The 14,234-nt window shown below is 28.2% G+C and carries 12 protein-coding genes; 7 read left to right on the top strand and 5 right to left on the bottom strand.

The features are described from left to right. Positions 1–5: 5 nt before the first annotated feature. Complete coding sequence (locus BMY82_RS03905) at positions 6–914, bottom strand: manganese-dependent inorganic pyrophosphatase (protein WP_091974871.1); 909 nt, start codon at positions 912–914, stop codon at positions 6–8. A gap of 279 nt (positions 915–1,193) precedes the next feature. Between BMY82_RS03905 and murJ the strand changes: the two genes are divergently transcribed. After that, on the top strand, positions 1,194–2,711 hold the full coding sequence (gene murJ, locus BMY82_RS03900; protein ID WP_091974868.1) for a murein biosynthesis integral membrane protein MurJ: 1,518 nt from the start codon (positions 1,194–1,196) through the stop codon (positions 2,709–2,711). A gap of 69 nt (positions 2,712–2,780) precedes the next feature. Here the strand turns inward: murJ and BMY82_RS03895 are convergent, their stop codons facing one another. After that, entirely contained in the window at positions 2,781–3,821 is a 1,041-nt protein-coding gene (locus BMY82_RS03895) for a cell wall-binding repeat-containing protein (RefSeq protein ID WP_091974866.1), read from the bottom strand. A gap of 303 nt (positions 3,822–4,124) precedes the next feature. Between BMY82_RS03895 and BMY82_RS03890 the strand changes: the two genes are divergently transcribed. From BMY82_RS03890 to BMY82_RS03880, 3 genes are read left to right on the top strand one after another with little or no spacing between them, the layout of a single operon-like run. Next, positions 4,125–5,309, top strand: coding sequence for a 5-formyltetrahydrofolate cyclo-ligase (locus tag BMY82_RS03890; protein ID WP_242938905.1), 1,185 nt, complete (start codon positions 4,125–4,127; stop codon positions 5,307–5,309). Next, positions 5,306–6,121 carry an ABC transporter ATP-binding protein gene (locus BMY82_RS03885; RefSeq protein WP_091974864.1) on the top strand — a complete coding sequence of 272 codons (816 nt, stop codon included), beginning with the start codon at positions 5,306–5,308 and terminating at the stop codon, positions 6,119–6,121. The genes BMY82_RS03890 and BMY82_RS03885 overlap by 4 nt, the downstream gene beginning before the upstream one ends. A gap of 4 nt (positions 6,122–6,125) precedes the next feature. Beyond that, positions 6,126–7,850 (top strand): hypothetical protein, encoded by a 1,725-nt coding sequence (locus BMY82_RS03880; protein WP_144019716.1) that lies wholly within the window; start codon positions 6,126–6,128, stop codon positions 7,848–7,850. 85 nt (positions 7,851–7,935) lie between these two features. Here the strand turns inward: BMY82_RS03880 and tpx are convergent, their stop codons facing one another. The 3 genes from tpx to BMY82_RS09440 all read right to left on the bottom strand — a co-directional run bounded on the left by tpx (position 7,936) and on the right by BMY82_RS09440 (position 10,010). Then, positions 7,936–8,442, bottom strand: a complete 507-nt coding sequence (gene tpx, locus BMY82_RS03875; protein WP_091974860.1) for a thiol peroxidase — start codon at positions 8,440–8,442, stop codon at positions 7,936–7,938. Positions 8,443–8,660: 218 nt separating this feature from the next. Next, on the bottom strand, positions 8,661–9,302 hold the full coding sequence (locus tag BMY82_RS03870; RefSeq protein ID WP_091974849.1) for a response regulator: 642 nt from the start codon (positions 9,300–9,302) through the stop codon (positions 8,661–8,663). Positions 9,303–9,338: 36 nt separating this feature from the next. Next, complete coding sequence (locus BMY82_RS09440; RefSeq protein ID WP_180366725.1) at positions 9,339–10,010, bottom strand: sensor histidine kinase; 672 nt, start codon at positions 10,008–10,010, stop codon at positions 9,339–9,341. Positions 10,011–10,796: 786 nt separating this feature from the next. Here BMY82_RS09440 and BMY82_RS03860 point away from each other — a divergent pair. Genes BMY82_RS03860 through BMY82_RS03850 form a run of 3 tightly spaced genes read left to right on the top strand, consistent with a single transcriptional unit; the run spans position 10,797 to position 14,215 of the window. Continuing rightward, positions 10,797–11,732, top strand: a complete 936-nt coding sequence (locus BMY82_RS03860) for an ABC transporter ATP-binding protein (RefSeq protein ID WP_091974844.1) — start codon at positions 10,797–10,799, stop codon at positions 11,730–11,732. A gap of 10 nt (positions 11,733–11,742) precedes the next feature. Beyond that, entirely contained in the window at positions 11,743–13,116 is a 1,374-nt protein-coding gene (locus BMY82_RS03855; protein WP_180366723.1) for an ABC transporter permease, read from the top strand. Further along, positions 13,103–14,215 (top strand): ABC transporter permease, encoded by a 1,113-nt coding sequence (locus BMY82_RS03850; protein ID WP_091974839.1) that lies wholly within the window; start codon positions 13,103–13,105, stop codon positions 14,213–14,215. The genes BMY82_RS03855 and BMY82_RS03850 overlap by 14 nt, the downstream gene beginning before the upstream one ends. The last annotated feature ends 19 nt before the right edge of the window (positions 14,216–14,234 follow it).

Here is a 14,234-nt window from a genome sequence, read left to right as displayed (position 1 = left end):
CTATATTAAAATTTTTCTACTTCTGGTGTAAGATTAGGAACAATTTGCTTCTTTCTAGAAACAAGTCCTTCAACAAATACACCCTGTTTAGCATCAACGTCAAATGCATTTTTAACTATTTCATCAGGTGATTTGTATATTAAGTAAGATCCCTCTTTGATTATATCAGTAACTGCAAGGTAAAGCATATCGAAATCAGTTCCGTTGATATACTTTAAGAAGTCATCTTTCTTTTCCATAACAGCATCTATATCAAGAGTCATAACCTGACCGATACCTACTTTTTTGCCACCCATATCAAAAGCCTTAAAGTCCATGTTTACTATTTCATCTACTGTATATCCATCAAGAGAAGTACCAGCTTTGAACATTTCCATGCCGTACTTTTCACAGTCTACTCCAGCTATTTCAGCAAGAGCCTTTCCTGCAGTTTTGTCAAATTCAGTAGTAGTTGGAGATCTAAATATTAGAGTATCTGAAAGTATTGCAGATAACATAAGACCTGCTATTTCCTTAGGTATCTCTATATTATTTTCCTTGTACATATAATAAAGTATTGTATTTGTACATCCCCATGGCTTGATTGTTACAGTAAGTGGTGTAGAAGTAGAGATTCCACCAAGCTTGTGATGATCTACTATTTCAACTATTGTAGCATCTTTTAGACCATCTACACTTTGACCAAATTCATTGTGGTCAACTAGACAGCATTGATCTCCTTCTTTTACTGAATCTATTCTCTTTGGAGCATCTACTCCAAAGTAATTAAGAGCAAATTCAGCTTCCTTTCTTAGGTCGCCAAGGCAACATGCAACTGCATCTACTCCTAAAGATTTTTTTAGATATGTCATAGAGATACAAGAACAGATTGAATCTGTATCTGGACTCTTATGACCGAATACTAATAAACTCATATTGTTTACCCCTTTCAATTTATATATTTAAAATTAATTTCTAAAGCCTACACTCTTATTATACCAAAAAAAAACAGTCTTGAAAGTTTTAATTTGAATGATTGTGAAAATAAATAGCATTTTCATGGATAATGATTGAAGATTATAATAAAACTAGGCAAGAGGTTTTATTAAGATTTAATTAAGTAATTGAATATATCATAGATTGAATAGAATAAAAATGTTATATATAGTAAAATATGAAATATTAGGAAGGAAGGGTACTTTGTACTAAAATATATGAAATATACTGCTATAATTTTGATGATAGTTTCAATTATATCCAGAATGTTTGGCTTCGTTAGAGAAATGTTGATGTCAAACTATTATGGAACATCAGCAGTTGCAGAGGTTGTAGTAATAGCACTAGCTGTACCAACAGTTCTTTTCTCCTTTCTTTTCACGAGTTTAAATACAAGTTTTATACCTAGTTATAATATGGTTAGAAAAGAAAAAGGTGATGAAGAAGCTGAAGACTTTACTTCGAATGTTGCAAATGTAGTAATGCTTTTTAGTATTGGACTTTGTATAATAGGTATAATATTTGCAAAGCCACTAGTATTTGCTATGGCATCTGGATTTACTGGTGAGAAACAAGAAATGACAATAAAATTTGTAAGAATAGTTCTTTTGGGATCTTCATTTAACTCCATAGCTGCTATTTTTTCTGGATATTTGAACGTACATGGAAAATATATACTTCCATCTGCAAGATTGGCAGTTCAAAATATAATACTTATAATATTTACAGTAATAAGTGTGTACACTAGTGAGTATATGCTTGCTATAGGTATTTTTGTTGCAACAGTTTGCCAAAATGTAGTTTTAATTAGTGGACTTAAAAAGGTAAATTATAAACATCGTTGGAAAATAAATCTAAAAGATCCAAATATAAAGTATATATTGATGCTTGCAATTCCATTAATGTTGGGAGTTGCAGTTGATCAGATAAATGTATTTGTAGATAAGACTCTTGCATCAAGGGCAATAGATGGTGGAGTTGCAATTTTGAACTATGCAGATAGAATCAATGGTTTGGTATATATTGTAATTACTTCAATAGTTACAGTTGCATATCCAGTTATAAGCAAGTATGCTATAAGTGGTGATATGGATAAAGTGAAAAAATCTATGTTTAAATATATACAGATAAACTATATATTTTGTATACCTGTAATTGCTGCTTTTATTGTGTTTGCTGAACCTATAGTGCAAGTAATTTATGAAAGAGGTGTTTTTTCACATTCGGATACAGTAGCGGTTAGTCAATGCTTGATGCTTTATAGTCTAACGGTGTTTGGAGTTGCTATGAGAGAAATTGTTTCAAGAACTTTTTATTGTATAGGCGATTCAAAAACACCTGTAAAAAATGGAATGGCAATGGTAGCTGTAAATGCTATATTGAGTATAATATTTTCAAAGATAATTGGTTTGAAGGGGATTGCATTGGGGACTTCTGTAGCATCTATAATAGGTTGTCTAATACTATTGCTTTATTTACGAAAAAAGATAGGAAGATTAAATATAAAGGCTTTTGCTAAGAGCTTTATAAAAATAGTATTAATTTCACTTGTAATGATAATATTGTCTAGAATCGTATATGACTTTTTAGCATCTTACATAAGTGTTGAAAAGAGTCTTGTTTTAGCAGCAGGATTTGGTGTAGTAATATACTTTACAATGATAGTAATATTTAATATATCTGATTCAAGAGATGTTTTAAAAAGTGCTAAAAAGAGGGTCTTGCCTAGAAAATAGAAAAGTGAAGTTCAAATGAAATAATAAATAAAAGTGGTGGTTAGTATTAACCACCACTTTTTATGAATGCTATTTGTTTTCATAGGCTCTTGATGGATAAAGCATAGTATCGATTGTTTTATCGCTAATTGAATTAGGTCCTCCTATAAAAAGAGCATATCCAGATTTTGCTATATCTTTTGAGCCAGAATTATCACTAGATGGAAGTTTGGAAAGAAATTCCTTCATATCAGAGTTATTTCTATTGTCCGAGATAGGCATTACAATAGCGTTTCTTGCTTTTACAAGGTTTATTGCACTGATAGAATCAGGAAATTTTCTTCCATCTACGAATAATATATTCTTGTATCCATTTGCTTCTCGAGCAACATTTTTGGCTGTATCATATCTATCTGCTCCAGATAGTCTAGTACCATTGTCTTGAAGAACAGAATTTGGACCGCCGATAGTGTATACTATGTTTAATTCAGTTGGAAAAGTATAGTTTTTAGAACCATCTACTAACATCAAGCCTAAATTTTTATTATTACATATGCCTGAAGCTGAAAGTGCGTCAGGGAAGTTTCTTCCATCTGCAACAGCGATATCTTTGTAGCCACTTAGTTTAAGAGTTTTAAGGTTTCTATCATATACAGTTGCTCCAGAGATTCTTATTACTTCAGTTTCTGGCATATATTTTTTTATATAATCTTCTGTTGACTTATAAATTTCATTTTCACTTCCTAAAAGATATATAGTTTTGCTTTTATAATAATCTCTCATAAGACTGATATTTGCATAATTGGGTTTTATTAAAAGAAGTCTTGCATCAAATTTTTTACAAAGGTTATAGGCGCTTAGTCCGTCCTGAAAACTGTTTTGATTTACTAAAACTACTGGTACACCTTCTCCCTCTTCAAGTTTATGCACATAAGAAAGATCTTTGTGAGGGTTTAAAGTATTTGCTGTATATTCAGCAGTTTTGATTCTATCTACTCCATAAAAACGCTTCCAACCACCATCAAAACCACCATATGGCTCATAATCTTTCCATAAGGCAGAAGAATTAGAGTTTGTAAGAGCTAATAAAATAGCCATAATGGCAAAAGAACATAACTTTTTGATTTTCATAACAATATTTGTATAGAAAAAAACTATACTCTCCTTTCTTTAATGATTTTGAAATTTGTGATTCTAATAAAAATATTTCTAAAGAAAATAATATAATAATTAAATATTGAACATACTATTAATATATCACAAAATTAGAATTTAATTAATAGATTTTGAAAAATAAAAAGTAAAAAATATAGTATTTTATTACTGAATTTAGCTATTTATTAGATAGATCAAGATATATTAATTTATATGTTTTTAATAAAAATATTTGATATAATATAAGGTATAAAATTTATAAGATGAAGGAGGAAGAAGTTGGCAAATATTAAGGTTAATTACCAAAAAGAACTTGAAAAAATAATAGATAATATAGATGAAGGTAAGGTCGAAAAACTTCTTTTACATAGTTGTTGTGGTCCATGTAGTAGCTATGTTTTGGAGTATCTATCTGAGTATTTTGAGATTACGATATTTTATTATAATCCAAACATATATCCATCAGATGAATATTTTTATAGAGTGGAAGAGCAAAAGAAGATTATCGAACTTACAAATGCAAAGAATCCAATTCATATGATTACAGGAAAATATGAAGTAGAAAAATTCTACAAAATGGCAGAAGGTTTGGAAGATGTTCCTGAAGGCGGAATAAGATGTCATAAGTGTTATGAGATGAGATTGAGAGAGGCTGCTAAAATAGCTAAAAAAGGCAATTTTGATTATTTTACTACAACGCTTTCAATTAGCCCTCATAAGAATTCACAAGTTCTTAATAAAATAGGAGAAAAAGTTGGCGAAGAAGAGGGTGTAAAGCACCTTCCATCAGATTTTAAGAAAAATAATGGATATAAGAGATCTTGTGAAATAACAAAAGAGTTTGGAATGTATAGGCAAGACTACTGTGGATGTGAGTTTTCAAAAAAAGAATCTGAAGAAAGAAATTTGAAAAAAAAGAAAGATGAGCTTCGTAAAAAAATGAAAGAGTTATCTAATTCATTGGATAAAAGTTATATGGAAGAGGCAGATAAAAAAATAATTGAAAATTTGATTTCAAGAGAAGAGTATAAAAAGGCTAAAAATATATTTACCTATATAGGAAAATTTCCAGAAATAGATACATCAATATTTATTAAAAAGGCATGGGAAGATGGAAAGAATATAGCCATACCTTATTGTGAAGATGACAAAAATATGGTAGCGACTATAATAAAAAGTTTTGATGATCTTAAAGAAGGCACATTTGGAATACTAGAAGCTGATCCTAAAAAAAGCATCATAATGAAAAAGGAAGAAATTGACCTTGTAATAGTTCCTTGTGCCACAAGCGATAGAAAAGGAAATAGATTGGGATTTGGAAGAGGTTACTATGATAGATTTCTTGAAAATATAGAAGCAGATGAAATTCTTTTAATAAGGGAAAAACAAATATCAGAAGAAGTAGCAATGGGAGAGCATGACAAAAGAATTAACATTGTAATTACTGAAAAGGGGAGTTTATGATAAAAATAGAAGGTTTAACAAAATATTACGGGGATAAGATGGCTTTAAATAATCTTAACCTAGAAATAAAAGATGGAGAAATATTTGGACTAATAGGTCATAATGGTGCAGGAAAATCGACAACTATAAAGTCGCTTGTAAGTATAATAAATCCTACAAGTGGAAAGATTTTTGTTGATGGAATGGATCTAGAAGAAAATAGAATGGAAGTAAAGAAGCTAATAGCTTATGTATCTGATACTCCAGATATGTTTTTAAGATTACCAGCAATTTCATTTTGGAAATTTGTTGCCAATGCATACGGAGTCGATCCAGAAACGAGGGAAAGAAGACTTAATTATCTTTGTTCAATTTTCTCAATGGAGGGAAATTACAATGAGGTTTTGGGTAATTTTTCTCACGGAATGAGACAGAAAGCATTTATAATTGCAGCCCTAATTTCAAATCCTAAGATATGGATTTTAGATGAACCTATGACAGGTCTCGATCCTCAAGCTTCATACAATCTAAAGGAGTTAATGAAACAACATGTAAAAGATGGAAATACAGTTGTATTTTCTACCCATGTTCTTGAAGTTGCAGAACAACTTTGCGATAGGATAGCAATATTGAGTAAGGGAAGATTGATATTTTTAGGAACTATAGATGAGTTGAAAAGTATTCATCCTGGTGAGTCATTAGAAAAAATTTATCTTAATATGGTAAGTCCTGAAAACAGTGAATTTGATTATGATAGTTTGGATGTAGAAAAGTACTCTAAAATGGATTTGAATAATGAAAATGATATCGATTGTGATATTGAAGGTAGGTAGAAATATGACAAAAAATAATGAAAATGTATCTATGTTCAAAGAAGTATTTAAAATTAATCTTCTGTATTCAAACCCTGCCTATACAGAAAAATCAATGAAAAGTGAAAAATATAAAGTTAATCCAGAGCAATTGTATAAAGACCTAGGAGTTAAAAAGCATATATTTCTTGGAATATTTTTAATGCTAGTTTACACACTTTTTTTTGCAGTAATAGATTATAGTAAATTTCCATATATGATAGATTTAAGTTTGGGTATTTTTATGCTGATGAATATTTTTCAAACTTTTACATATTTTTATAATGTATTTTATGAAAGTCGAGATATAGATGGATATATGGTTCTTCCTATAGAGCAAAGCATTGTTTTTAAAGCCAAGATGGCAGTAGTTTCCATATCAACTTTAGAGTTGGCAATACCGATGCTTCCTCTATTTATAATTTATATGATAAGACTAAAAATGGGTATATTACAAGCACTTATCCTAGGCTTTATAGATTTTTTAATTGTATTTGCTTTGATAATTATAGCAAATTCTATTGCAATGGATATTATGTCGAGGTCTGCCATTTTATCAAAATTTAAAAGTAAAATTATTACAAGTATAACTATAATAACATCGCTAATTAATGTGGTATTTATTCTAGGGATACAACAAATATCTAAAGATATGTCAAATAAGGCAATTAATGGAAGAAATATAAAAGTAGTTTATGGACCAATAAGCTTTGTGATGAAGAAATATTCTAGTCATTTAATAGCAATAGCACTTTTAATTTTATTAATATATGTTTTTTATAAAAAGTATATATTAAAAGTAGAAAATAATTTTTATGCCATTAATAGATCTTTAAATACTTCATCTAATTATAATGTTTCAAAAAAAGATGATAAAATAGGAAGTAGGTCTGCTTTAAAAATTAATAAAGATATAAATTCTAGTGAAAATTTAGGGTATAAAGAAAATATGTTTGAATCAAAAGACAGGGGACAGCTCAAGTCAGAAAAAGCTTTTAAAAGAAAGACACTATTTAAATATAATTTGTCTTTGATATCTGATTCAACAGTTATATCGCAAACTATGATGGTAATAATATTTCCAATAATTGTTTTATATCCTCAGTTTGAAAGCCTTAAAAATTTAATAGGAGATATGAACCCTTCTTCTTTGAAGGTTTTTGCTTTAGAGCTTTGTATAATTATTGCCTTAATGTACAATGTTTATCCAAATGGACTACACTCAGTAATCTTATCGCTTGATGGTGAGAATTACAACTATATAAAAAGCCTTCCAATAAGCGAAAAAGAATATATGAAGAATAAACTTATTTTTTCAACTGTAATTACAGCAACATTTTCTACAATTATTGCCGTAGCAATTTGCATCTATATGAAGGTAACAGTGGCTTATATTATACTTGGAGTTGCTTTAATATGGATAATGAGTTATAGCATTGGATCTCAGTGGATAGTTTATGATCATAAACATCTTTTGACATCATGGCAAAATACTTCTGAGATATATTCGAGAAGTAGTAAAGGAGTTAACCTTTTGATAATGTTTGTAATAGTGATTGTAGGCAGTATGGTAATAGCTGGTATAGCAGTGGCTGGAATTAACATGGCATCTAATTACTTATTTGTAATATTGCTTTTGGCGGCAATTATTGTATCTGCTATCGCTCTTTTTAAAAGCAATCTGTATTTAAAGAAAAATAATATAAAATAAATAGATTTTTAGTGAAATTATAAAATAAAAAGAGGGTATCAGATGATACCCTCTTTTATATAAATTTTATATTATAGTCATTCTATTAAAGTGATTTAACAGCTTCTAGTGCCTTTTCGTAGTTTGGATGTTCAGTATTTTCAGAAACATATTCAACATACTTAACTGTATCATCCTTATCTATTACTAGGATACCTCTATTTAGTAGCATAAATTCTTCCATTAAGAATCCATATCCTAATCCAAATGAATGATCCTTGTAGTCAGATACTACTATAGCATTATCTATTCCCTTATCTCCACAGAATCTAGCCTGTGCAAATGGTAAGTCACAGCTTATAGTTATTATAGCTACGTCCTTTAACTCTGCTGCTTCCTTATTGAATCTTATAGTCTGAACTTCACAAACACCTGTATCTACAGAAGGAACAACGCTTATTAACTTAATCTTTCCTTCAACATCCTTCAGTGTGAATGGGCTTAAATCTCCCTTTACACAAGTAAAATCAGGAGCCTTATCTCCAACCTTTATTTCCTTGCCTAATAAAGTAACAGGATTACCTGCGAAAGTTGTTACTGATCTCTTTTCCATATTCTATATCCTCCTAAATTTTATATAAAAATATTTATTTCAAAATTATATTGTCAATAAAACAGATAAAAATAATTTATAAAAGTTTTCTTTATCTATTTCCTTATTTTTAGTAATACCCATATAATTTGTCTTATACTCAAAAAAATCAAATTTTATAATAATAATTCTTATTATATATAAATAAGGAGCTATTAATTTGTATAAATACTGGATATTTATTTATCTGAATTAATATAAAATATAGCTAGTTGAGTGCGGTCTCTAAGATTGAGTTTTTCAAGCATAGAGGAAATGTAGTTTCTTATAGTTCCCTCGCTGAGAAAAATTTTGTCAGAGATTTCTTTATTGTTAAGTCCCTGAGAAATAAGCTCTAAAATTTGAAGCTCTCGACTACTAAGAGAATCAAAATTTCTTGAATTACTGGTGTTTTTTGAATTATTTGCAGTCATATCTTTAATATGACCTATATTTTCAATTACTTTACTTCCAAAAACAACTTGACCAGCATTTACAGCTCGAATAGCAGGGCATATGCTTTCAAAATCATCTTTTAGAATGTAGCCTTGACTTCCTAGGTTGATTGCATCTTTTATATAATTTTCGTCTAAAAAAGTAGTAAGGAAAATTATTTTTGCATTGGGATTTTTATTTTTTATATACTTCATTGCGTCTATCCCATTTTTTTCACCTATTTGAATATCAAATAGACAGATATCTGGAGAATGTTTTTCAAATAGTGAAACTGCATCCTCATAAGAGTAGCCAGACGCTACAACTTTCATATCATCTTCAGATTCAATTATTGTTTTTAGAGCAATACATATCATTTTGTCATCATCTATTACAAGTATCTTCATAAATTCATCTCCAAAATATAAATTTTTAATATATGTTTATATGTCGAAAGATATAAACATTCTATATCCATTTTCAGTTGAAATTTCAATGTTGCCTTTTAGTTCTTCAACACGTTTTTTTATAGAGAAAACTCCCATTCCACCAGAAGAATTTTTCACTGTATTTCCATTGTCAAATATTTTTATATAAATCTTAGCCTTACTTTCTATAATATTTATTTCAGCTCTATCTGCATCTGAATGTTTGACAATATTAGTAAGAGACTCCTTGACTATATAAATAATAGAGTATTTTTCTTTAAGGCTTAGGTCGCTACTTACAGAATAAAAAAAGTTTATACTACAGAAATCAAATGAATTAACCATATTTGTAAGTTCAGCTTCCAAGTCGATGGATTCATTTTGAAAATTGTGAAGGCTATTTCTAACTTCATTCATTCCATCTGATAGGGTATTTTTTAGTTCTACAAGTTGTTCTTTTTTATTTTCATCTTTTTCTGTAACAATCATTGCACCGATCTGCAAAATACCTCTAGAGGTAAGATGTCCCAAACTGTCATGTATATCTCTTGATATCCTATTTCTTTCAGAAAGAATAGCATTTTCTATCTTTTCATCTTGGGAATTAATTAAGTCAGAATACATTATTTTTAAATTATTTTCTTCCTTTTGAGTGTTGGAATAAAGTTTGAAAAAGTTTTTTTCCATAAGGTTAGAGTACTGAATAAGTATAGATAAAACATAGGAAAAAATACTCAAGAAAAAAAACAAAAAACAATTGGCTATATTTTCGTCAACTTCATATACACAGTATAAAGATAAAAGTAAAAGTAGTGGATAAATATATAAATCTACGAAATTAAGACTAAAATAATTCTTAATAGTTTTCTTATTATGGTGTTGAGCCAAGTTATAAGAGGCTTCACATATTTTACAAGAAGATTTATCAACTATTAAAAACATAGGTAGAAAGTATACAAAGTATCCAGTAAAAATATTTTCACTAATTAAAAACTGTGATTTCAAGCTAAAAAACACAAGTAAAAAATACAATAGGAGAAAAGCTATATAATGATACTTTCTATTTAAGAAAATTCCTAAAAGTGCTGTTATTAATCCAATTAATATGGGAATAATGGCATATAAATTACTATAATTAACATAAATTATAGTAACAGAAATAAAAAATATCAAAATAATAAAAATTCGGCTTTGAAAAAAGCTTTTGTAAGTCATATTACACCTCCCATATATTGATTATACTATGTAAATACTCAATAGATATTTATTTAGCCATATTATTATAATAATATATTTTTATCTTAAAAAGAAGAGTAGTTATAAATATAAATTCAAAAGTGACAAATGTAATGCTAAGTAGTGAGTCTATTCACTTATAATATAATATTTGAAATGCTATACTGAAATTACAGTTAAAGTTTGTAAATAAATAATAGAAAGTATTGATTCTAAAAGTTTAAAATGGAGGTAGAAATGTTACTTGTTGAGATAAAAGAACTTCAAAAAAGGTATGATAATTTAATTGCAGTTGATAATTTAAATATTGAAATTGAGAAAGGAGAGATATATGGCTTAGTTGGTCCCAATGGTTCAGGTAAAACAAGCACTATAAACTCGATGCTATCGATTATAAATTACGATAGAGGTAAAATTAAAATTTTCGGTGAAGAAATGTCATCTGAAAGCGACAAGATAAAGAAAAAAATAGGATATGTACCACAGGAAATATCAGTATTTAAAGACCTTAATGTCTATGAAAATATTGATTTCTTTTGTGGACTTTATATTTCAGATAAAAAAGTTAGAAAAAAATATGTAAATGAAGCAATAGAATTTGTTGGGCTAGAAAACTATAAAAAGTTTATTCCCAAAAAACTAAGTGGAGGTCTTTTAAGAAGATTAAATTTAGCTTGTGGAATTGCTCACAAACCAGAATTAATAATATTTGATGAACCAACAGTTGCAGTTGATCCACAGAGTAGAAACTTTATTCTTGAAGGAATAAAAAAAATGAATGAAGAAGGTGCAACAATTTTGTATACGAGTCACTATATGGAAGAAGTAGAAATGCTTTGTAAAAAAATATCTATAATGGATAAGGGGAAAATATTAATTACTGGATCAAAAGATGAGCTAAAAAAAGCAGTTGGATTATCTGATATGTTGATTATAAAGAATATATCCGTATCTAAAGATGATATAGAAAATATAAGAAAAATAGACGGAGTTTTAAATATTTCTTTAGAAGGAGAGGAACTTATAATAGCTATATCCAAGGGCATTACAGTTTCTCATTGTTTAACCTACTTAGAAAACAGTGGAATATTTTTCAGTAATATAGAAGTGAAGAGTCCCAATTTAAATGATGTTTTTCTTGAAATTACTGGGAAAAAACTTAGAGATATATAGAGGTGGTATAATGAACATATTTTTAATGAAATATCTGGTAAAAAGAGCCATTAGAGAAAAGAGTGTTATTTTTTGGACTGTACTGTTTCCACTTTTATTAGCTACAATTTTTGGAGTTGCCCTAAAGAATGTAGATAAAGGGAATAATACACTAGAAAGCATAAATATAATGGTAGAGAGTCCTGTTTATAGAGAGATCTTATCTGGCATAAAATACAGGGATAAAAATATATATAAAATAAAAGAATATAAAGATCCTGAGGAAGCCTTAAAAAATGGTGAGATTAAGGCATATATAAATGGTGGTATAATAGTAAATTCAGAAGAAATTCAAAGTAAATTTAGTAAGTTTGCTATTGATACTAAAATAAGTAGTGAGGAAAAAAAGAAATATATTTCACAAAAGATAAGTTTGAAAAAATTTCAAGAAGAAAATAATATACTATCAAGAGGAGAAGAAAAGTATTTAGACGAGCTATATCTTGGTAAAAAAAGTATATTTATAAATGAGATGAACTTAGGGAGTTTGAATATCAATATTTTAAAGAATGGGGAAGAAACAGATATACTCAAAGAAATATTGAATTCAATTAATCAAACTTCTATGGCAATAGGGTATATTGTCGATGATAAGTTTGAAACAAGTGGGAAAAAATATAAAATTCAAGATAAAGAAATATTGGATAATAATTTAGCCAATATAACTTTGAAAAATGTTTTTGGTGAGGAGAAAAAAAATCCTAATGTCATATTTTTCTATGCACTTATTGCAATGATCTGTTTAGGTGGAATAACTTTTGGTGTTACGGTAGTTGAAGATATGAGCTTAGATAGTGAATTTAAGCATGTAGTAAGGACTTCAATTGCTCCTATTTCTAGAAAAAAAATAGTTCTTAATGAGATGCTAGTATATGTATTGTTTAATACAATTGTGTCTATTTTATTATATCTATACATGAAAGTCTTTCTAAAAGTTCCTTTTGCTGGAAATAACATATATGTTTTATTGACTATAGCAATTTCCAATATTATGGCAATATTTATAGGTATGTTTTTGGCAATTGTTACAAAGGCTAAAACATCTACGAAGTACTCTTTGGCAGCAGCTTGCTATGTGTTTAGTTGTTTTATTTCTGGAATGATGTCTGTAAATGTTTTAGGAACACTTTTAAATAAAATGCCGATTATTAATTATATAAATCCTGCAACTGTAATTACGAGAATGCTTTTATCACTGTATATTACCGATAGTAGTAATATGTACTGGAAACTTTTTATTAATTTATGTTTGCTAACTATAGCTGCTATTTTGGCAACAGCTTTTGCATATAGATTTAAAGTAAATAAGCTAAAAGGGAAAGAGGTAAAAAATGTCAGTATTTAAAGCCTATTTAAAGGTATTAATGAAAAACTCAACAGCAATATTTGTTTATATATTGGTATTCTTACTGATAGCAGTGTTAAATTCTAGGAGTATATCCAATGAGTATAATAATGATCTAGAAAGCAAGAAGATATCTATAGGAATAATAAATGAATCAGACTCTGTTGAAAGTGAAAAATTAGAAAAATATTTAGAAGAAAATTTTAATGAAAAAAAGGTAATAAAGGATACCGAAAAAATAAGAGAGAGTATAGTTTCAGAATATGTATTATATGTTTTGAAAATAAAAAGAAATGGGGATATGGATTATTATTGTAATGATAAAAAAGTTGAAATGGCAGTAAATGAAAAAATATCTCTATTCATAAGAATAAATGGATTGCTAGATAAGTATAAAATCAAAGATGTAGATAAAAAAATAAGCGATATACTAAATTCAGATATAAGAGTAAATTATTATTCGGGAATTTCTAAACATAAAGCAAAATTAGAAGAGGATATATATTCTTACTATAACTTTAATTTGTATGTAATTACCTTTGTTCTTATATACGCAGCATACCAGACTCAGAGTAAATTTAAAGAAAAGGAAATAATTAATAGAATTAAAATATCATCAAAAAAAATTAAAAAGTTTAAAAGAGAATTATACAGATCTTATTTTGCTTTTGTTTTTATAATTTGGTTATTTTTTATGATTCTACCAGTAATACTATATGGATATAAAAATTTAATTGATTTTTCTGTTTTAAAATATACTATAGCAAGCTTTTTCTATATTATGCCGATTTCAGCACTAGCTTGTTTGACCTCGGATTTAATAAAAAATGATACACAGGCAAGTATATTGATAAACTCAGGATGCCTTCTTCTTTCATTTTTCTCAGGGGTCTTTATACCGCTTAAATTTTTGCCAGAATACTTGAAAAAAGTATCTTCATTCTTCCCAATGTATTGGGGACACAAAGTGAACTTGGCTATTGCAAGTAATAATTTTTATAGCAATGAAACAGTCATAGCATTATCCATAGAAGTATTGATGGCAGTGGCATTTATGATGATATATTTGATTTTAAATAGAGAAAAAACTAGTAGTTAATAATAAAAAATACATAAAG

Origin of the sequence: Peptostreptococcus russellii (genome assembly GCF_900110295.1) — a bacterium.
Taxonomy (GTDB): domain Bacteria; phylum Bacillota; class Clostridia; order Peptostreptococcales; family Peptostreptococcaceae; genus Peptostreptococcus; species Peptostreptococcus russellii_A.
The sequence above is the reverse complement of the archived record's forward strand: the minus strand, read 5'-3'. Positions and strand labels throughout refer to the sequence as shown.

Coding starts and splice junctions, on each gene's coding strand:
- BMY82_RS03885 (WP_091974864.1), top strand. CDS start 5,306: ATGATAAAAATAGAAGGTTTAACAAAATATTACGGGGATAAGATGGCT.
- murJ (WP_091974868.1), top strand. CDS start 1,194: ATGAAATATACTGCTATAATTTTGATGATAGTTTCAATTATATCCAGA.
- BMY82_RS09440 (WP_180366725.1), bottom strand. CDS start 10,010: ATGGAAAAAAACTTTTTCAAACTTTATTCCAACACTCAAAAGGAAGAA.
- BMY82_RS03895 (WP_091974866.1), bottom strand. CDS start 3,821: ATGAAAATCAAAAAGTTATGTTCTTTTGCCATTATGGCTATTTTATTA.
- BMY82_RS03850 (WP_091974839.1), top strand. CDS start 13,103: ATGTCAGTATTTAAAGCCTATTTAAAGGTATTAATGAAAAACTCAACA.
- BMY82_RS03880 (WP_144019716.1), top strand. CDS start 6,126: ATGACAAAAAATAATGAAAATGTATCTATGTTCAAAGAAGTATTTAAA.
- BMY82_RS03860 (WP_091974844.1), top strand. CDS start 10,797: ATGTTACTTGTTGAGATAAAAGAACTTCAAAAAAGGTATGATAATTTA.
- BMY82_RS03905 (WP_091974871.1), bottom strand. CDS start 914: ATGAGTTTATTAGTATTCGGTCATAAGAGTCCAGATACAGATTCAATC.
- BMY82_RS03870 (WP_091974849.1), bottom strand. CDS start 9,302: ATGAAGATACTTGTAATAGATGATGACAAAATGATATGTATTGCTCTA.
- BMY82_RS03855 (WP_180366723.1), top strand. CDS start 11,743: ATGAACATATTTTTAATGAAATATCTGGTAAAAAGAGCCATTAGAGAA.
- tpx (WP_091974860.1), bottom strand. CDS start 8,442: ATGGAAAAGAGATCAGTAACAACTTTCGCAGGTAATCCTGTTACTTTA.